This is a genomic window from Propionispora sp. 2/2-37 (assembly GCF_001298735.1).
In the GTDB taxonomy this organism is placed as follows: Bacteria; Bacillota; Negativicutes; order Propionisporales; family Propionisporaceae; genus Propionispora.
The window spans coordinates 19,450-39,744 of sequence record NZ_CYSP01000023.1; the positions used below are offsets into that span (position 1 = coordinate 19,450).

The 20,295-nt window shown below is 44.9% G+C and carries 17 protein-coding genes and 1 riboswitch; of the genes, 16 read left to right on the forward strand and 1 reads right to left on the reverse strand.

All coding sequences use genetic code 11. The features are described from left to right. Nucleotides 1-30: 30 nt before the first annotated feature. Nucleotides 31-687 carry an HAD family hydrolase gene (locus P22_RS18510; protein WP_054261723.1) on the reverse strand — a complete coding sequence of 219 codons (657 nt, stop codon included), beginning with the start codon at nt 685-687 and terminating at the stop codon, nt 31-33. Nucleotides 688-1,060: 373 nt separating this feature from the next. Next, nucleotides 1,061-1,147, forward strand: a riboswitch (cyclic di-GMP riboswitch). 89 nt (nt 1,148-1,236) lie between these two features. On the opposite strand from P22_RS18510, the gene P22_RS18515 reads away from it, so the two are divergent. The 16 genes from P22_RS18515 to P22_RS18585 all read left to right on the forward strand — a co-directional run bounded on the left by P22_RS18515 (nt 1,237) and on the right by P22_RS18585 (nt 20,232). Then, the gene (locus P22_RS18515) at nt 1,237-2,703 is read left to right on the forward strand and encodes an S-layer protein (protein ID WP_172675877.1); all 1,467 of its coding nucleotides are present in this window, start codon (nt 1,237-1,239) and stop codon (nt 2,701-2,703) included. A 25-nt stretch (nt 2,704-2,728) separates the two neighbouring features. Then, the gene (locus tag P22_RS18520; RefSeq protein WP_054261747.1) at nt 2,729-4,051 is read left to right on the forward strand and encodes a nucleotide sugar dehydrogenase; all 1,323 of its coding nucleotides are present in this window, start codon (nt 2,729-2,731) and stop codon (nt 4,049-4,051) included. Between the two features lie 11 nt (nt 4,052-4,062). Next, entirely contained in the window at nt 4,063-6,705 is a 2,643-nt protein-coding gene (locus P22_RS18525; RefSeq protein WP_054261725.1) for a polysaccharide deacetylase family protein, read from the forward strand. A 306-nt stretch (nt 6,706-7,011) separates the two neighbouring features. Then, on the forward strand, nt 7,012-8,667 hold the full coding sequence (locus P22_RS18530; protein WP_235814722.1) for a glycosyltransferase family 2 protein: 1,656 nt from the start codon (nt 7,012-7,014) through the stop codon (nt 8,665-8,667). A 3-nt stretch (nt 8,668-8,670) separates the two neighbouring features. Further along, on the forward strand, nt 8,671-10,536 hold the full coding sequence (locus P22_RS18535) for a polysaccharide deacetylase family protein (protein WP_054261726.1): 1,866 nt from the start codon (nt 8,671-8,673) through the stop codon (nt 10,534-10,536). Between the two features lie 13 nt (nt 10,537-10,549). Then, complete coding sequence (locus P22_RS18540) at nt 10,550-11,587, forward strand: glycosyl hydrolase family 18 protein (protein ID WP_054261727.1); 1,038 nt, start codon at nt 10,550-10,552, stop codon at nt 11,585-11,587. A 182-nt stretch (nt 11,588-11,769) separates the two neighbouring features. Beyond that, nucleotides 11,770-11,937: a hypothetical protein gene (locus tag P22_RS20810; protein ID WP_156319057.1), complete on the forward strand. Its 168-nt coding sequence runs from the start codon at nt 11,770-11,772 to the stop codon at nt 11,935-11,937. Nucleotides 11,938-12,696: 759 nt separating this feature from the next. Next, the gene (locus P22_RS18545; RefSeq protein WP_054261728.1) at nt 12,697-13,110 is read left to right on the forward strand and encodes an acyl-CoA thioesterase; all 414 of its coding nucleotides are present in this window, start codon (nt 12,697-12,699) and stop codon (nt 13,108-13,110) included. Between the two features lie 41 nt (nt 13,111-13,151). Continuing rightward, entirely contained in the window at nt 13,152-13,958 is an 807-nt protein-coding gene (gene murI / locus P22_RS18550; RefSeq protein WP_054261729.1) for a glutamate racemase, read from the forward strand. Nucleotides 13,959-14,075: 117 nt separating this feature from the next. After that, entirely contained in the window at nt 14,076-14,624 is a 549-nt protein-coding gene (locus tag P22_RS18555; protein ID WP_054261730.1) for a hypothetical protein, read from the forward strand. 12 nt (nt 14,625-14,636) lie between these two features. After that, the gene (locus tag P22_RS18560; protein WP_054261731.1) at nt 14,637-15,311 is read left to right on the forward strand and encodes a coenzyme F420-0:L-glutamate ligase; all 675 of its coding nucleotides are present in this window, start codon (nt 14,637-14,639) and stop codon (nt 15,309-15,311) included. A gap of 113 nt (nt 15,312-15,424) precedes the next feature. After that, nucleotides 15,425-17,083, forward strand: coding sequence for a hydantoinase/oxoprolinase family protein (locus P22_RS18565; RefSeq protein WP_054261732.1), 1,659 nt, complete (start codon nt 15,425-15,427; stop codon nt 17,081-17,083). A gap of 14 nt (nt 17,084-17,097) precedes the next feature. Then, nucleotides 17,098-18,414, forward strand: coding sequence for a histone deacetylase family protein (locus P22_RS18570; RefSeq protein ID WP_054261733.1), 1,317 nt, complete (start codon nt 17,098-17,100; stop codon nt 18,412-18,414). A 14-nt stretch (nt 18,415-18,428) separates the two neighbouring features. Further along, nucleotides 18,429-19,169 (forward strand): ribonuclease PH, encoded by a 741-nt coding sequence (rph, locus tag P22_RS18575; RefSeq protein WP_054261749.1) that lies wholly within the window; start codon nt 18,429-18,431, stop codon nt 19,167-19,169. After that, entirely contained in the window at nt 19,166-19,762 is a 597-nt protein-coding gene (locus P22_RS18580) for an XTP/dITP diphosphatase (protein ID WP_054261734.1), read from the forward strand. Before rph ends, P22_RS18580 begins: the two co-directional genes overlap by 4 nt. Next, nucleotides 19,759-20,232, forward strand: coding sequence for a metallophosphoesterase (locus P22_RS18585; RefSeq protein WP_054261735.1), 474 nt, complete (start codon nt 19,759-19,761; stop codon nt 20,230-20,232). Before P22_RS18580 ends, P22_RS18585 begins: the two co-directional genes overlap by 4 nt. Nucleotides 20,233-20,295 lie beyond the last annotated feature (63 nt).

The following is a 20,295-nucleotide window of genomic DNA, read 5'->3' on the forward strand; positions in this document are numbered from 1 at the left end:
TGCGGGGATGTCCGTTTACCGACAAGCGTTTTACAGCAGCGCGATTACTTCTTTTAAAGTGGCTAACGAGGCGTGGGTAAGAGCTAATATATCCGGATCGGGCTCAACTAAATCTTTAACAAAAATACACCTGATATTAGCGGAGGAGGCAGCCAATATGCCGTTAATCGAGTCCTCCAGTACAACCGCATCGGCAGCCGGAAAGCCGCTGGAAGATAACAGACGCAAAAAAATTTCCGGATCGGGTTTTCCTGAGGTTAATTCGTCACCGCAAATTGAATAATCAAAGTCCTGATAAATTCCGCACTGCTTTAATAGTGCCGTCATTTTTTTGCGCGGACTTGAGGTGGCTACCGCTTTGGCAATACCCTTTTCCGTTAAGGCTGCGAGTAGATCCGTCAAGCCATACTTGAGCGCTACACCGGATTTCTTAAAGATTTGATCACTGAGAATTTGATATTGTTCTACATAGTGATCATAAGGGAAGTCGTCGCCAAATTCAGCCAAGTATTTGCTTTTTAAGGTGTGATCGGGTGAGCCGATTACCGTTTTATAGAAATCAAAATTCAACTGATAACCATCCGCGGTAAGTAATTTATCCCAGGCCTGGTAGTAGATTGTTTCCGTATCTAGCATTAAGCCGTCCATATCAAAGATAAATAATCTGCTATCGGTCAACTTGCACATAATATTTTCCTCCTCCAGGCATTCAGATAGGGTTTTCATCAATAGTTTCTTATATCATGATAAATATGCATTAACCGTTTTATTTAGAGCTCGTTATGCGTAGATTGGCTACTGCTTTTCTTGTAATAACCACACGTTCTTATTCTTACGATTTTGTCTATGGATAAAGTATATGACAAATTCAGTAAAATGTAAAAATGAAATTGCGGGTTTCTCTTTTGGATTAACGCAGTTGATACAGCTTTTTAGTATGATTAGAAAAAATCCCTTTTTTCGCGTTTTACTGATAGTTTTAATCGAATTAGTAGAATGAAGCAGGATTTTACTAATCTTTCGCGAACTTTTAAATTTGTAATAAAGTTTCTATAAGATAAAATATAGTCCGCAAACCTTCTGAAAAGATGGGACGCAAAGCCATTGGGTCTAAGGATGTTAAGTCTATGATTGCCTGGCTGCATTTACAAAATAGCGATAAATGCAGCCAGGTATTTTTTATGAGGTTTTAATACATAATGTCGCAGCAAGATCATCAGGATGGTGAATTTTGAAATGAAAAAAATTCTTATAGTGTTGTTTTTTATGGCAGCAGTTCTGGATGTATCTGGAACTGCTCTGAATAAGAATGCTGTATATGCTTCAGATGCACGGGGAAATGGGAGAGCGAGCAGTCAACAGACTATGCTTGGTAAACAGGAAACATTTAAAGCTGAATTTGCTTATGAGATGGCAAAGCTCACAGCAACCGTTGTATCAGCTCCCAAGGCCGATGCCGAAAACTTCAAAGCAACTGTTGCCTATGCAACGGCAGAGGCAACAGCAAAAGTGTTGCCTCTATTACCTGGTGAGCAGAAAACTGCATTTGCCTATGAAATGGCAAAATTTACAGCCAGGATAATGAATGATCAGAATTTGGATATGGAAAAAGCAAAAGCTGATTTTTCCTATCATATGGCTCAACTAACCACCAGAATGATTACAAATGCCGATTATCCCGCCCAGGGGGCATTGCTTAGAAATAATGCCGATATTGAATTAAAGCCAACGAACAGCGTCAGCGTAAAAGAGAGCGTTGCCATTCAAAATACAAGTCCTGCTCCCAACAGTGTCGATCCGGAAACATACAGCGAATTAATGGAAGAACTGACGCATGTGGGGGATCGCAGCAATCAGCCGTCAAATAAAGTTAACATGGACGGTGAAATCCGGTATCATTATGCATTCAATAGCGGGGCTGGGCGATGGGATGCTAATTCCTCAGGAATTCGTGCCCGTCTTGGTTTTGATACGCAAATTAACGAGCAGTGGCGCGCCAATGCCATGCTGGAAGGGCAGAAAAGCTTGGTGGATTACAATAATAAAGCCGAGCTTTCCCGTTTTAATGTAACCGGTAAACTTGGTTCGTCAACGTTACAGGCCGGTTCTTTCGGTTATCTAATGGCAGAAGGAAATATTTATGATAGCGGTTTTAAAGGGGTAAGGGCGGTTTTTGAAGGGCCGGTAAAGTATACGGTCAGTTATGGAAAAAACGACGATACCAAAGATACAGCAATTGCAACGGCGAGGTACGATGACTTTGATTATAATCTGGAGGCCGGCATCTATCACTATCGTATGGATAACGGCAGCTTGGATGAAAACACAATCTGGACTTTGGGAGGGAACTACAATTTTAGTAATTTCAGTATAGGAGCCATGGTTTTGGGTTCCAGTTTAAAAGACGGCGGCGGGCATAACACAGGATATGTAATGGGGCTGCACTATGGGGATTTAAAAACCTGGAGACCGGGGACTTATGATCTATTTACCAAATATTACAATCAGCCGCAGGGGACTTATATCGCTCATGGTATGAACGGTGCAGGAACTCAAATGCAGGGGTTTAAAGGATATGGGCTGGGAATGCATTACACGCTGGCAGAAAACTTTGTGGGCGGTCTGGAATATTACAATCTGACAGATAAAATGCTGGGGCGACAGGGTGATACCTGGTGGAGTCAAGTGTCCTACTATTTTTAAGTTTAGAAGGTGAAACGAAATGCAGCTGGAAATATTTGAAAGGATAAGGAGAAAAAAAGACTTTTTAGCAGTTGTTGGTCTGGGTTACGTTGGTCTGCCGGTTGCAGTTGCTTTTTCCGAACAGGTTAAAACCTTGGGGTTTGATATTAACCGAGAGAAAATCAATATTTACCGGCAAGGGATTGATCCTACCCGTGAAATTGGAAATACCAAAATGCAAGGTTCGACCTTGGAGTTTACTACCGATCCAGGGAGGCTAAAAGAAGCAAAATTTATCATTGTTACTGTTCCGACTCCGGTTAATGGCGATAAAACACCGGATTTGACACCGGTTATTAACGCCAGCAGAATGATTGGACAAAATATGTCGGCCGGTACAATTGTTGTTTTTGAATCTACCGTATATCCGGGAGTTACGGAAGATGTCTGTGTGCCTATTTTAGAACGTGAATCAAAGCTGACCTGCGGGGAAGACTTCAAAGTCGGATATTCGCCGGAGCGGATTAATCCCGGAGATAAAGTACATACATTAGAAACTATTCAAAAGATTGTTTCCGGTATGGATCGCGATGCACTGGAGAACATAGCCGCCGTCTATGGGCTGATTATTCGCGCCGGTATTTATAAAGCCCCCAGCATTAAAGTGGCGGAAGCTGCGAAGCTGGTTGAAAATGCACAAAGAGATATTAATATTGCTTTTATGAATGAACTGGCCATGGTATTTGACCGGATGGGCATTCGTACTCAGGATGTGATTGCTGCCATGAATACGAAATGGAATGCTCTGGGCTTTTATCCGGGACTGGTAGGTGGACACTGCATCGGGGTCGATCCGTATTATTTTATTTATCAGGCGGAGTTGTTGGGATATCATTCGCAGATTATTGCCGCCGGCAGAAAAATCAATGACAATATGGCGATTTTTGTTGCAAATGCCGTAATAAAAAAGATGATTCAGGCAGATAAGCATGTAAAAAAATCCAGCATCTATATTATGGGAATCACTTTCAAAGAAAACTGTCCGGATATTCGCAACTCAAAAGCCTTGGATGTCTGTAAACACCTGGCTGAGTATGGGATCAAGGTGAAAGTGGTGGATCCGGTTGTTGATAAAGCAGAGTTCCAGCGGGAGTGTAATGAGGAATTAGTGGATATCGGCGATGTTCACGATGCGGATTGCCTGGTATTTTTGGTAGCACATCGTCAATTTAAAGAGTTGGAACTAACCGAGCTTGCAGGGATGTTTAAGCAGCAAAATCAGCCGGAAACCAATGTTGTTGTTGATATAAAAAATATATTTGCATATAGTTCCATAATAGAAATGGGTTACTGCTACTGGAGTCTATAAGGGGTGATTAGGTGGACAATAAGAAAACGGTCTTATTCCTGCTGGTGGCTGCCGGTGTCTGCCTGGCAGGCGTGTTTTTCCTGAAGGCTTTCTTTACTCCGCAGACAACTGGTGACTATCGCAATATGACCGATATGGAGAGCGTTTATCATGCTGAGACGGAAATCGCACAGGCACTGGAAAGGCTGAAGAACAGCCGGGAAAAAGCCGGTGTTATAACGCATAGTAGCAGCGGCAGGCGTCAAATAGCCCTGACTTTTGATGGATTAACCGATCACGCTACCATTCAGCAAATTTTAAATTTATTACATACATATAATGCTCAGGCGACTTTTTTTGTTGACGGAGTGCAAACCGCTGAAGAGCCGCAAAGCGTGGCCGACATTAAACAACAGGGACACAAGGTAGAAAATTACACACTTTCCGGTCTGCCTAAGATGGAAGCCTTGCCTGTGGAACGGCTAGTCGCAGATTTTTCCCGGGCACAAAAAATCATTAAAGTAACTACTGATCAAGAACCGAATCTCTTAAAATGCAATGATACAAAATATACCGATTCATTGCTGCGGGCGGCGAGAGCTTGTGGGTTTAACAGTCTCGTAAAAAGCGATGTTTTTCTGAACGTCCAGCAAATAAATTCACTTGCCAATGCCGATGATTTTGTGAGCCAGCTAAAGCCCGGGAATATTGTTTCGGTTAAACTGAAAACCAATGTTGAGCCACCTGTAAATGAAGCGGGAAGAACGGATTTAAAACCGGCAGTAGACAAACAGCCGGGACTGAAAGAATTGCAGCAAAAGCCTATGACAGAAAAAAAAGATATTGTCGGCGCGGTAGAAAAGCTTTTGGCTGCACTGCAAAAGGCAAATTATACTACAACTTTTGTAGAGAATTTCTCAAAACATAATCTGGTTCCCAAACCTGGACAAACCACTTTTCGGCAAAATGGCCTGCCGGGAGTAATAAAACGTGACAGTGCATTTGTCTGGGTAAACATAGCATCCGCCCTTCAAAAACAGATTACGGATTTTTTTAGCTGCCGGACTGCTTATGCGGCAGAGCGGGAGCTGGACAAAGCCGAAGAAATTAAAATGGTTTTCACCACGGAACCGGCGATCGCCTTTACCTTTGGCGGATTGTCTAACCGTACGGCAGTTGACGACGTACTGAATAGATTGCAGGCTTTGGGGATCAAGGCGACCTTCTTTGTAATGGAAATCGAAATGCAGCGATATCCGGAAACCGTACGGAAAATTATTGCCAATGGGCATGAAATCGGGATAGCGATCAGACCGAAAGAAGGAGAAAATTTCGACGAAATCCGTCAGCGCATTGTACGCAGCCGCAATTTGCTGCGGGAACAGTTTGGGGTAACTACCAATTTGGTTAAGCAGCCATGGGGAGTTATAACGGATATAACCAAAGAAGCCATTCAAGCTTCAGGCTGTCAGATGATAGGGCAGTCCGTCAATGTAGTACAAAGTAAACATAAAGATTACAGCTCTGCAGATCAGGTTATGGCCGAAATTTTTGGTAAAGCTACATTTTCTTTGGCCCGCGGTCAGATTGTTCATTTTAGAATGGACTATTATGCCAATGACCGGCTGGCAGGCGACCTGATTGAAGCGATTAAACAGCGTAAAGTGGATAATATCGCTTATGCAACTTTTTATGACAATCCCGCAAGCAATCCTGCCAATGATTCGCAATATGTAATAAAACCGGTAGGTGCTATTCTGCATAATTCTAAATTTATTTATCAATATCCGGTGGACCCGGCGCGTATTCCAGAACGGCTAAGATCCGGCGGGGCTAGGAAAAACAATTATCAACATAATTTTTTATCCGAAGTTTCTAAGCGCTATATCGGGAACGATGAAGTCGTTTACGAGGACCGCATGCTCGGCTTTTCTAAAATGGATACCCGCCGTCTTGATAAAAGCGGGCTCATACACACCAAAGACAATGTTATTTTTCTTACCTTTGATGACTGGGGAACGGATGCGTCTATTAATAAAATACTGTATGTCCTGCGCAAGCATCATGTAGCGGCATCCTTCTTTGTGATTACCAATAATGTATTGAATAACCCCAACTTGCTTCGGTCCATTGCCATGCAGGGGAATGACATTGGCAGTCATTCCGAAAAACATAAACCGATGGCCATCCGTGACTTGAAAACGGGGAAGCAGGTAGCGACCCAAAATAAAGAAGAGTACACCGAAGACCTGGCTACATCATATAAAAAACTGAGTGATGTTACAGGCGACGTTGTTGTTAATGGGAAGCCGTCCTTAACCCGGTTTTTCCGTCCGCCAACTTTAGCTATCAGTAAAATGGGCTTGGCAACGCTGCTGGAAACCGGTTACGAATATATCATTTCAGGCTCTACCAGCACATATGACTATAAGGCCGAGAGTGTCTCTGAACTGATAGAAACAATAAAAAAGGGAATCTACACTCAAAACGGAGAGTTAAAAAAAGGAGCTATTCTGGTTATGCATATGACGGACAGTTCCCGGTATACGGCAGTGGCTTTAGATATCCTGCTGACTGCCAATGAGGCCAAAGATGACTCTGATCCTTCGAAATTTAAGGTTGGCAGGTTGTCGGATTATCTTACAGACGGTTATTCTCAAATTAAGCGGTATTGAATTAGAAAAAAGATACAGCCATGATAAGGTCCGGCAGCAACAGAGTGAAGCAGTATGATGTTGGTAAGAGCGGGTTTATAATATGCTGTGTTATTGAAAGCGGCGCAGAAATGGCAGGGAGTGGGCGTGAAAATATTTCATGATGAGGTAAAAAAAACCGAGGATGTTTTACTGGTTTCCAAGCCTGACCGCAGGCTGTTGCCCAAAGTTCCTGATAAAGAAGGGCTGCGAAGCAACATCGACAGACGCCGGGTTCAGGGTGGAAATCAATCGGATAATATCTCAAATCTTATTGCAAACGATAATATGGGCAGGCGTTATTTAGTTGATTATGAGGTAGCTATTGAGTATGTTCTGCCCGATAAAAAAGTGAAGTGTATCGGAAGAGGCGTGGATATATCCACGACCGGCATGTTATTGGAAATTTCGCCGGAAGTGGCGCAGGATTTGGCCCAAGCGGCGAAATTTAACCTGCGGTTCACCATAACGCCCGGTACTATGCCGGAAGGTTATGAAATGAAAGTCAACATAGCTGCAAAATATGTTCGTTTGGGTCAGAATCCTGACGGCAAAACTCTATGTGGCGTAGAATTTATAGAGTCATTGGCACAGTATGCGACGAAAAAGAAAAACTGGTATATGCTTTCCGTAGCTGCGTTTTTTCTGTTTTTTATTTCAGCCTGCATTCTGTTGATGAGAGCGGAAAGCGTACTGTATTTTAAATTTAATAAAATATTATACATGTACAGTATTATTGCGGCGACCTTTTTGCTTACCAGATATCTTTTTGCTTCTTTTTACCGGCCGGTTCCCATCGATAAGAATTATACACCGGGGGTTACGATTGTTATTCCCTGCTTTAATGAGGAGCAGTGGATACAAAGAACGATTCTAGGTTGCGTAAATCAGGATTATCCCCTTGATAAACTGGAAGTGATTGTTGTCGACGATTGCTCTAACGACCAATCATTTGAAAAGATTAGAGAAGTTGTGGAAGAACTGAAGAGTAAAGAAGAACGCTATGATATAAGCAACAGGCTGCATTATATTCGTCAGGAGAAAAATGCCGGTAAGAGGGAAGCTCTCGCTAAGGGGGCGTTAATGGCACGCCATGAACTGGTTGTGTTTGTCGATTCGGACAGTTTCCTGGAACCGTTTGCTATTCGTAATATTGTGCAGCCGTTTAAGGATGCAAAGATGGGCGGTGTTTCCGGCAGGACTGATGTTGCCAATACGTATACGAATGCCCTGACGAAAATGCAGGCGGTACGGTATTATATCGCTTTTCGCATTATGAAGGCGGCCGAAAGTTATTTTGACGCGGTTACCTGTCTTTCCGGTCCGCTTTCTTGTTACCGGAAAGATTTGATTATTAATTATATGGATGCATGGTTAAATCAAAAGTTTTTAGGACAAAAAGCTACCTTTGGCGACGACCGTAGCATGACAAATTTTATACTGCGGCAAAACCGGACATGTTATCAGGATACGGCAGTATGTAATACCATTGTGCCGAACGGCTACTCTGTCTTTTTAAAACAGCAGATGCGCTGGAAACGTTCTTGGCTGAGAGAATCACTGGTTGCATCCCGGTTTATGTGGAGAAAGGAGCCTTTTATGGCCTTATCTTTTTATATGGGAGTGCTCGTACCGGTTCTGGCACCGCTTATTGTCCTGTATAACCTGGTTTACATTCCGCTTGTGCACAGAGTATTTCCGGTTACTTTCATCATCGGGCTATGTTTGATGGCTTTACTCATGAGCATGGCACAGTTATTTCTAAGAAAAAGTTCGACGTGGATTTTTGGGCTATGGTTTTGCGTATATTATGAAGCCGTATTATTATGGCAAATGCCGGTTGCCTGGCTCACTTTCTGGAAAACTACCTGGGGAACCCGCATGACACCGGCAGATCTTGCAGAAATGCTGAAAAAGAATCGCGGAAAGCAAGAGAGGGCGTGAGAAATGATAGCAAATGAGGAATATACTGCCCGGAAAGACCGGAAAAAAGTAATTCGCGTAATCCTGCAAATTGTTATTCTTCTTGCTGTGGCCGGTATCTGCCTTGCCGCGTTATTCACCCTGAAGCAATATAGTCCGTATACCGTACAGAATACAAGGTTTTCCGGTGATAAAGGGTTTATTGCCCTTGCTTATTTTGGGGTAGCAAGGAACGGGGATCAAAATTTAATCGGCGTGGAACGTTTGCGCGAACATTTGCAAGCGTTGAAAGATCTAGGCTATGTAACCATCACGCAACAGGATATTTTGGATTATTATCAGTCCGGTAAAGAACTGCCTGAAAAATCCTTATTCTTAATGTTTGAAGACGGCAGGAGGGATACCGCCATTTTTTCGCAGAAGATTTTGGAAGAGCTGAATTACAAGGCAACCATGCTGACATATCCGGAAAAATTTGCGAAAAAAGATACTAAATTTTTGATGCCACCGGAATTGAAGGACCTCGAGAAAAGCACGTTTTGGGAAATGGGGACAAACGGATACCGTCTGGAATTTATTAATGTATTTGACCGTTATGGCAATTATCTGGGAAAATTGGATCCCTTAGAGCATGCGGGTATTGCTCCTTATTTAGGGCGTAAATATAATCACTATTTGATGGATTATATCCGTGATGAATATGGGGTCCCCAAAGAGAGCTACGGCAAAATGAAGGAAAGAATTTCATATGATTATGAAAGACTAAGGGATATATATACCCAGTCTATTGGCTATGTGCCAGGCCTGCATGTCTTAATGCACTCCAATACGGGAAGTTTTGGCAATAATGATAGGGTAAGTGCCATAAATGAATACTGGATAAAAAAATTATTTGCCGTGAATGTTAACCGGGAAGGTTTTTCTTTCAATAAGAGAAACAGCAGTGTCTATGATTTAACCCGAATGCAGCCGCAGGCGTATTGGTACACCAACCATTTACTAATGAGGATTAAATGTGATATTGATCAGGAAGTGGCGTTTACTGCGGGAGATGTGAGCAGGCAAAAAGCATGGGAAACGTTGAAAGGGGCTTTGGAAATTCAAGAAGACCGGATAATTTTGACTTCGCTTCCCCAGGATAAAGGACTGGTACGCTTAAAAAACAGTAATGATTTCGGGGATGTCAAACTTTCTGTCAGATTGAAAGGGAATAAGCTGGGTTTGCAGAAAATATATCTTCGGGCGGATGAGTCTTTTAACCGGTTTGTATCCGTATACCTTCTCAATAATGTTCTATATATAACGGAAAAAAACGGTGGTACCGAACGGGAATTGTTTACGTTAAACCTAGACAAGCATGACGGTAAAGAACGGCTATCCGTTCCCCAGGATAAAAAAGCGGCGGAAATACGGGAATTGGAAACCTTTATTCAATATGCTGATTCTGTTGAAAAGGCTAAAGTGTATGCTGAACGGTTGAAGCATAAGAGATTGGAACCTGTGTCCGGCCTGGCAGACGGAGCAGAGGAATATGTACCTGCTCTCAGTATTCATGCGCAAGGAGACCGGTTGTTGGTCCTTTCACTCAGGGGGAATAAACTTAACGTAGCGATTGATGGCAAAGACGCTGTAACCGATTTGCCGGTGTCGGATACCCAAGCGGGAACTGTTTACCTGGAAACGGCCTGGGGAGGTTCTGGCTGGAGCCAGAGGAATCTGGCAGACGATGTATACGATGGCGTATTTGAAAAATTAATCATTACCGAAAATGCAGGAACCGAAAAGGAAAAAGTTTTATTTGACGGCAGGGTGCAAGGCTGGGAAGCGGTCAAGTTAAAGGTGGAACGGTCCTGGGAAGCGCTTATAAACTGGTTTATTGTAACCTTGTAAGCAGAAAAAGGGGGTGGACAGGCTGTTTGATAAAATCGGTAAAGCAGCCCTACTGGTATCGGTTTTTGTGATCCTGGCCGGCTGTAATTACGGAAGTCAATCTATTTTTACGGCAGCCGCCAAGGAACCGGCCCAAAGAGCGGCATGGATAGCTTACTGGGATTTGGACGCAGGGAAAAGGGATTTAAGCCGGCTGGGGCATAAGGTAGATAAAGTTTCCTATTTTGGTGCTTATTTTGATAAAGAGGATCGCTTGTTTATTCCAGCAGAACTTGGCGATAAAAAGATTCAGGACAGGAAGCAAGAAGGACAGGAAATATATCTTACTTTAGTGAATGACAAACAAAATGCTGACGGTTCGGTTATTCTAAAGGATATGGAAATCCTTCACAGGTTGTTTTCTAATGATAAGACTATGGAAAGGCATATTGCCGAAATCATTGCCCTGACTTTGCAGGGCGGATATGATGGCCTGGAAATTGATTATGAAAGGGTATGGAAGGATGGGGAAACTGGGCGGTCCTTCTCCAGATTTGTTGATAAGCTATATGCTGAAGCTTTGAAAAATAATTTAAAAGTAAGGATTGTACTCGAACCCAGTGTGCCCTTTGCTGTGGCAAGTCTTCCCCAGGGGCCTGAGTATGTCGTAATGGTTTATAACCTGTATGGGCTGCATAGCGGGCCCGGACCAAAAGCCGACAGAGAGTTTATTCAAAAGACGTTAACACGCATGAAGGCCCTGCCGGGTGAAAAATCGGTGGCATTATCAACCGGCGGTTGTCTATGGGGAGACAATGGTAAAAAAAATTTTTTGACCGAGGCCGAAGCCAGGTCGCTTGCCCTTTCGCATGCTGTTAAGCCCAAAAGAGACGAAGCCAGTCAATGTCTGGTATTTTCTTATCAGGATGGGGGCATTTCCTATGAAGTATGGTATGCGGATGTGGAAACGTTAAATTACTGGATAGATATTGTCAAGGAACATGGAATTAATAATATCAGCCTGTGGCGTTTGGGCGGCAATATGGACATCAACAGAATAAAAGCAATCTAATGATAAAAAAATAAGGCTAACAGTGGAAAAGCCGTTAGCCTTTCTCCACAATATTGTGTGGAGGGATTGCAGCAATACCATTATACCAATTCATCAGGAAAAATGTAAAAAAATTATCACTATTTGAGACTGTATAAATTATATTCATGTTATGATAGAAGACGTGGAGAAGGGGGTATATGGTGAGTAAACTAAAAGATGTATGGGAAGTTATCCAATTTATCTTTTTGCTTATTGCGCTGTTGATTTTCCTTACTGTGGCCAGAGTGGGCATGTACGATAGTTTTATCCAAAACGGTTTTCAGAATACGGAGTTCTATAAAAGCTTGACTGACAGTATTCGAAAATAGATAATGGATCCCTGCCCTATGCGGGGATTTTGTATTTAACGGTATTTTGGCGTGAAGCTGAGCGAAAAATGCCGGTATATAATGATAAATGCTGAAAAACGGCTAATTATCTGGAAATTCATTATAAATAAGACTTGAGTCTTAAATTTAGCAGTATAAAGAATCTGGGACTTTTGCACTGTGCTTGGGACTGTGGTACTATAAGGTAAAAAGCGGAAAGAGGGTGCGAAGGTTTGGGGAAAGGGGAATGTCGTTGCGGTGGTAAGATTTTTGAAACGGTTGATATAACTCCGTCAGGTATACGAGAGAAACGATATTTTACCCGTTGTGCAAAGTGTGGTTTGGTGGTGGCGGCACCCCCTTTGGATAGGCAAAAGACTGATTCGCCGAAATCCATCCGGCATTTTTTTCGAACCCTTGGAGCAACCCGGTAGTTATTGTATGGAGCCGTCAGGCTCCTTTTTTATAGGTTTTTTAATGGCAGGTTTCTGGTTACTGAAGCTTGTCGTACGCAGAGTCATTCAAAGCATCTTACATTTCTAAAACAGTGCGTCCTTTAAGCAGCTTTTAGGCGTGGCAACGGGACAGTACTTGATAATCTGAGGGCACCGGCGGGTTTTTGACAAAAGAGAAAAAGGGCAGTACAATAAGTAAAGGTATTTTTGGGCATGCGCGCGCGTGCTTTTTTTGTGGTTGTTTACCAACCCCGGACAGGCGTGTGAGGCAGGCCAGAGTTCATTGCTAGAAGAAGGTGAAAATATGGTGAGCGTTCGGGAAAAAGTGCGTTTTGTAGAAACAGACATGATGGGAGTTGTACATCATTCTAATTATTTCCGCTGGTTTGAAATGGGGCGGGTGGAATACCTGAGGCAGTCGGGAATTTTGTTATTGGATTTGATGGCTGAGGGTATCGTGTTCCCCATTACCCAGGTACGTTGTAATTACCGGGCTTCAGCTAAGTTCGACGATTATCTTTTGATTGAGACAATTTTGCACGAAGCCTCCAGAGCCAAGATGGAATTTACTTACCGGGTGCTAAGGGAAGAAGACGGCTTGTTGCTGGCAGAAGGGTGGACGCAAAATGTATTTACTGATGGCAGCGGAAAAATTGTCCGTCTGCCGGAAAAGTACGCGAAGCGTTTACTAAGAGCCGGCCAGGGACAAGAGGTATAGAATTCCCGACGGTACAGAAAATAGGGTGAGGAGGTTCCGGGATGAGCAATGCGCCAATAGGGGTATTTGATTCGGGAATTGGTGGACTGACGGTGGTAAAGGAACTAATCCGCGTTATGCCCAACGAGGACCTGTTATATTTCGGGGACACCGCCCGTGCACCCTATGGATCGAGAACGCCGTCGGAGATTATGGCGTTCATGCAGCAAATTCTTTCTTTTATGGCAGATCAAAAGGTAAAAATGGTCGTAGTGGCATGTAATACGATGACAGCATTGGGACTTCCCGCCGTGCGGGGCAGCTATGCTTACAGCATGGTTGGTGTAAATAGTGGTGTACAGGCGGCCTTAGCCCTTAGCGCATCTAAGCGTATCGGGGTTTTGGCCACAGAGGCAACCATTGCCAGTGGAAAGCATGCCAGCGACGCGAGAAGTATGGATGCGGACGTCCGTTTTTTCCCTCAGGCTTGTCCGAAATTCGTTCCGTTAATTGAGCGGGAAGAATTGGAAGGAGAGGTGATTGAAGCAGTAGCTCATGAGTATATTGATTCGATGAAGCAAGCCGAAGTCGATACGGTTATTCTGGGATGCACACATTATCCGTTTGTCAGTTCAGTCATTGGCCGTATCCTGGGACCGGGCGTAACTTTAATTGATCCGGCAAAACAAACTGCCGAAGATGCCCGGAGGATGCTAGCCGAAGAACAAAAATTTTCCGGACAACGAAAAACAGGACGGGTAAAACTGTATTTTTCCGCTGATCTTGAACGGGTAAAGCGGTTTGCCAACGTGATTCTTCCGGAGACGAATACAGAATTTGCACTAGTAAATTTGCAGGATTTTCCCTAAACACATAGAAGAGTTTGTTAAAAAAGAGTATTCTGGGGATAAAATAGCAATAGCGGATTTACTATGATCTGAAGCTGATGTTGTTATGGCTAAAATGGAAAAAATGGGGGCAGGGTTGTGGATTTTTTAACCTTTATTATTGTATTGGCAGTACTGCTGATTTTGGCAGTATGGTTGTATATTGCCCGGCAGGGAGATGCTGAGTTCCGCTTTTTGACAGAGCAGCGGACAGAATTTGTTTTGGTGGGAGCAGACCGGGAAAAAGCAGTTTTTGCCTGTACCATTCCTTTTATTAACAAGGGATCGCAGGATGGTACTATCATGGATGCTTATACAAGACATTTCTTACCTCATGAACAATATGACGGTGTGGAGGTCGTTTCGCGGCTGTCGCTGGAGAGTGATCCGCGTACGGACGCTTACTGGGAAGCGCTTATTGTTCCGAAAGGAACGGGACAGGCTGTCACTGTTACGCTGATTTTGAAGGCTAAAAACGGGGATATTGACCAGACCTTACCGGAAATGGTCGATATGTCTCTGGATATTGTATATCAGGTTGTTGCCCGCAGCGAATGGTATATCACCAAGGGGCCGCGCCTTGGTGTGGACGCGGCGGATTTATTGAAGGCATATTGTGCCGGTGCTGCGGCGCAGGCGGAAAAATAGGGGGAAAAACGCATGGCTGATATTGAATTATTGCCGGTACGCACCCGGCTGTTGACACATAAAGACAATATTGTGGATGCCATTGAAGAATATGCCGGAAAGGACATCGGACCGAACGATGTGGTATCTGTAGCGGAAAGTGTGGTGGCTATTACACAGGGACGTTTAATCCGTCCGGAAGAAATGCAAGTATGTTTTCTGGCCAGGATATTAAACCGTTTTGTACCACAAAAGGGCAGTCTTTCCAGCATCTATGGCATGCAGGCCGCGATGGATGCGGAGGGAAAATGGCGGGTGCTTTTTGCCATGATTGTTGGGATGTTTGCCAAACTGGTGGGGAAAAACGGTGTTTTTTATCAATTGGCAGGAGAACAGGCGGCTCTTATTGACGATGTGACCGGAACTATGCCGCCATATGACAAACATCTGGTATATGGGCCGCAGAATCCCGGGGACGTCGCTGAAGAGATTAAAAAACGTCTGGGATGCTATGGTGCGGCGGTAGCTGATGTCAACGATTTAAAAAGGGCAGCCGTTTTAGGGGTTACTGATGGTATAGATCCAAGGCAATTAGCAAAAGTATTGATAGATAATCCCTTCGGTAACGCATCACAACGTACCCCGATTGTGGTCATAAAAAATTATGGTTTATTGCAGGCTGGGGCAAACGAGAATAGCAGAACTTAACAGGGGATATGCAGGGATAAACTATTCTTTTTTATCTGTAGACCTGCAATTGGAATTGCTTAAGACGGGCAGGTTGCATAATCAAAAGGATTGTTAAGAAAAGAGACGATAGTATGCTGGTAGGCATTGATGTAGGCGGTACTTTTACCGATGCTGTAGTCGTACAGAATAACCGGGTTGTGGCGCAGAGTAAAGTGCCGACAACTCACAACCGGCTGCTGGACGGTATTCTGGCGGTTATGGATCAGGTCATGGCAGCTCTGGAAATACATGTGGTTGAACGGATTACCTTATCAACAACTATTGTGACCAACACATTGATCGAGGGTCGGACGGACCCGGTTGGTTTGTGTATTATCCCTGGACCGGGGCTGGATATTTCACCGTTCGTTCCGGGTAAGGCAGTTGTTTTATCCGGATATACCGATCATCGGGGACGTGAACGGGCTGTAATCAGGCAGGAAGAAATTTTGGCTGCGTGCCGGCAGGTGCATGATTGTGAGGTTCTGGCTGTATCCGGAAAATTTGCTGTGCGCAATCCGAAACAAGAAATGAGTGTGGCGCAGGAACTGACAGAGCGAAAACGGCCCAGGCATATTAGCTTGGGAACCAGCTTATCAGGATCGCTCAATTTTTTACGCCGGACAAATTCGGCTTACTATAACGCAGCTGTTTGGCGTGTTTTTCAGGATTTTGCGGGTGCGGTGGAAACTGCAGTTCGACAGCGGGGGATGCATGCACCGGTATATATATTGAAGGCCGATGGCGGAACCTTGCCTTTGGCCGTGGCCAGGGATTTGCCGGTTGAGTCGATTTTTACCGGACCGGCAGCAAGCGTTCTTGGAATTATTGCTCTTAATCAGCCGCAGATACCGGCCGTTTCTTTAGATATCGGCGGGACAACGACCGATATTGCTTTATGGGAAGGCGGCATTCCTTTATTTGCCGCCCGCGGAGCGTATATTGGCAGTTATCCTACTGCCGTCAGGTCTTTCCGCCTCAAATCGGTGGGAGTCGGTGGTGATAGTTTTGTCCGTCGTCAAGACAGGAAACTTTGTGTCGGACCGCAGCGCCGGGGGGCTCCGATGGCAATGGGCGGACCGGTACCGACCGTTACGGATGCGTTGATTGTGGCTGGCAAGATGGCTTTAGGTGATTGCCGGCTGGCACAGGCCGCTATGCATCAGGTGGCTTTAGCCGGACAATCGGCAAAAGCAGCGGCAGCAGAAGTTCTGGCGGCGGCCGCCGCTGTGATTGGACAGGCTCTAAGCAACATGATTGAAGAACAGGCTGCGGAACCGGTATACCGTGTGGAAGATATTATTACGGGCAAACCGTTTGTACCGGAGTTGCTGATAGGAGTAGGCGGAGCGGCCGCCGGATTAACCCCTGTTGTGGCAGAGCATCTGCAAATGGCTTATCTGGTTCCTCCGGGAGCGGAGGTGGCCAATGCAGTTGGTGCCGCCGTGTCCCGTCCTACCTTAGAAGTAACCTTTCGGGCTGATACAGAGCAGGGATATTATACCGTGACGGAAATGGGACTGCGTGAACCCTTGCCGTCAGGCAAAACCGGCAGGAATGCGCTTAGAAGTCTGGCACAACAGCATTTAATAGAACGGGCGCGGCAGGCCGGAATTGATGCTGGACAGATTGAACAGGTATATGAGGAAAATTTTAATGTAGTCAAGGGTTTTCGGACGGTGGGGGAAATAATGACCTCCCGTTTGCAAATTATGCCGGGAGTATTGGGTAAAATTGATAGTTTCTGTTAACGGGAGGCAAAACCATGGACAGTAGACAACTTGGCTTGGTTTTTTTTCCGGCTTTTGATTGGGCAATCAGTCCGACGCATCCCGAACGGGAAGAACGTTTGCTGTATACGCGGGATCAAATTATAGAAGAGGGGCTCCTTGATTTGCCGGAAATTGTGGAGTATAAGCCGAGGTTAGCCAGTCTCGCGGATATAGAAGCCGTACATATCGGCGTCCCCGACATCAAATCTCTGATTACCGATGCTCATTTGGTGTCAGCCGGCGGTGCTATGACAGCTGCTGATATTGTTAAACGTCAGGAAGTTAAACGTGCCTTTGCCCTCGTCCGTCCGCCGGGGCATCATGCTATGCGGGTGGTACACGGTATCCGCGGTTTTTGCACGATTAATATAGAAGCGATTATGGTGGAATATTTGCGGCGCGCCTACCAGGTACGGAAGATAGCCATTGTCGATACCGACGTACACCATGGCGACGGTACGCAGGATATTTTTTATCATGATCCGGATACTCTTTTTATATCATTTCATCAGGACGGACGTACCTTGTATCCAGGTACCGGCTTTGTTGATGAAGCCGGCAGTCCGGGGGCTTTCGGCACCACGATTAATCTGCCGTTGCCGCCCGGTACCTCGGATGAGGGGCTGCATTATGTTCTGGATGAGTTGGTGCTGCCGATATTGGCAGATTTTAGACCTGACATGATTATCAATTCTGCCGGGCAGGATAATCATTATAGTGATCCGCTGGCCAGTATGGCAATTTCGGCGCAGGGGTATGCCCGGTTGGCCGATAAACTCAAAGCCGATATTGCTGTTTTAGAGGGTGGGTATTCTATTGAAGATGCGTTGCCTTATGTTAATGTCGGGATTATTTTGGCAATGGCCGGAATCGATTACGGCAAGGTTGTGGAACCGGACAGCAGGGAAAATAAGCGGTTAAGAGCCGAACAGAATAGGGGCTACCTTACGAAACTGATTTCTTATTGGCGGGAGGTATGGGCCCAAAAAGAAAGTCTTGGAAGGGAACTACGGTTAAAATCAGGAGAGTTCTGGCGGCGCCAGCGGAACATTTATTATGACGAAAGCGGTATCAGTGAGAAGCAGGTGGAAGCTGTTCGCTTATGTCCGCAGTGTACGGGATATTTTACGATTGATACCTCGGCTGAGGATTACAGGCATCAATCGGCATTTGCCGCAGTCATTACCCGCGAAGCCTGCCCTGTTTGCCGCCGAGAGGCCTACGATGCTGTTTTAGCCGTCAAAAAACGCGGTGGATTCGGTAACTATTTTGTCCAGGACATGCAGCAAAACAACTTGGAAAAATTGTAATGGCGGTGATGTTTTTGAAACGTGTTGATGGTCGGAATGTGGATGAAATGCGAGCGGTGAAAATTACCCGCGGCTATTTAAAATATGCAGAGGGATCGGTATTAATCGAAATAGGGAATACCAAAGTTCTTTGTGCGGCAACGATAGAGGAGAAGGTTCCCCCGTTTCTGAAAGGAAGTGGAGAAGGCTGGATTACGGCAGAGTATTCTTTGCTTCCGCGGTCGACACAAACACGCAATATCCGTGAGGCGGCCAAGGGGAAACTGACAGGCCGCACGCAGGAGATTCAGCGCCTGATTGGCCGGGCTATTCGCAGTGTGGTGGATTTGAAAGCGCTGGGTGAGCGTACCGTTTGGCTGGATTGCGATGTAATCCAAGCCGATGGCGGCACAAGAACCGCGGCCATCACCGGAGCGTTTGTTGCCATGGTGGATGCGGTCAACAGCATCTATAAACAGGATAAAATTTTCCCTGTAAAAGACTTTCTGGCAGCTACCAGCGTGGGAGTTGTAGGTGAAAAACCGGTTTTGGATTTGTGTTATGAAGAAGATTCCCAGGCCGCGGTGGACATGAATTTGGTTATGACTGGAAGCGGAAACTTTGTTGAAGTGCAGGGGACCGGAGAAAAAAGTGATTTCAGTAAGGAACAGCTGAACGAAATGCTGGAGCTTGGCGAAAAAGGAATTAATGAATTGATTGATTATCAAAAGGATATTTTAGGGGCTTTGGCTTGGAAAGTAGGGCGCGAACCATGAAAGAGGTCGTTATAGCCAGTTATAATAAAGGCAAGGTAGCCGAATTTAAGTCGGCGTTGGAAGCGTTGCCGGTAAAGGTACTTTCACTTGAAGATTTTGTAAATATCCCGGAGGCAGAGGAGACTGGCTGCACATTTGCCGAAAATGCCATTGCCAAAGCACGGCATTATGTCAAGTATACGCAAAGGGCCTGCCTGGCCGACGATTCCGGACTGGAAGTTGCGGCACTGCAGGGAGCACCCGGGGTGTATTCGGCCCGTTATGCCGGACGAGGGGCTACCGATGAGAAAAATAACGAAAAATTGCTCTTGGACATGCAGGGGAAAGAAGGCGAAGAGCGAAAGGCCCGTTTTTGCTGTGTATTGGCTTTTTTAGATACAGACAATACTTTGCTGACTGCCGAGGGATTTTGCAAGGGACTTCTTTTAAAAGAAAAACGTGGTTCCGGTGGGTTTGGCTATGATCCGTTGTTTTTTGTGCTTGCACTTAACAAAACGTTGTCGGAGATTTCACTGGCCGAAAAAAATAAGATCAGCCACCGCGGTATGGCAATCAAACAAATGACAAAAAAATTGGCGGGGTACATTCCATGAGAATTGGCGTAATTAGTGATACACATGGACGGGCTATTGCCGTACAGCAGGCTCTTAAAGTCGTGGGACCTGTTGACATGTGGCTCCATGCCGGTGATAACAGCCAGGACATACGCTTTTTTCAGGGGCTTACCGATGTGCCGCTTATAGCCGTAGCCGGTAATTGTGATGGTTATACCAAAGCCAAAATAGATGAATATATTAAAGTAGAGGAATTAAAAATTTGGCTGACTCACGGTCATCGCTATGATGTGAAGTACGGCAGTCAGGAGCTTATCCGTTGCGCCCGTGAGATTGGTGCCGATATTGTGGTATATGGCCACAGTCACATACCGGATATTACCCGGGAAGGCGAATTATTGCTTTTTAACCCAGGCAGCGCCGGTTTTCCGCGCAGCAATCCACCCTCCTGTGGCATATTAACCATAAAAGAGGGGAAAGTAGAAGCTGAAATTATTGCTATCTGTTAGTTAAAGTTAAAGTTAAAGTTAAAGTTAAAGTGTATTGACAGGATATAATGGATACTGTATGAT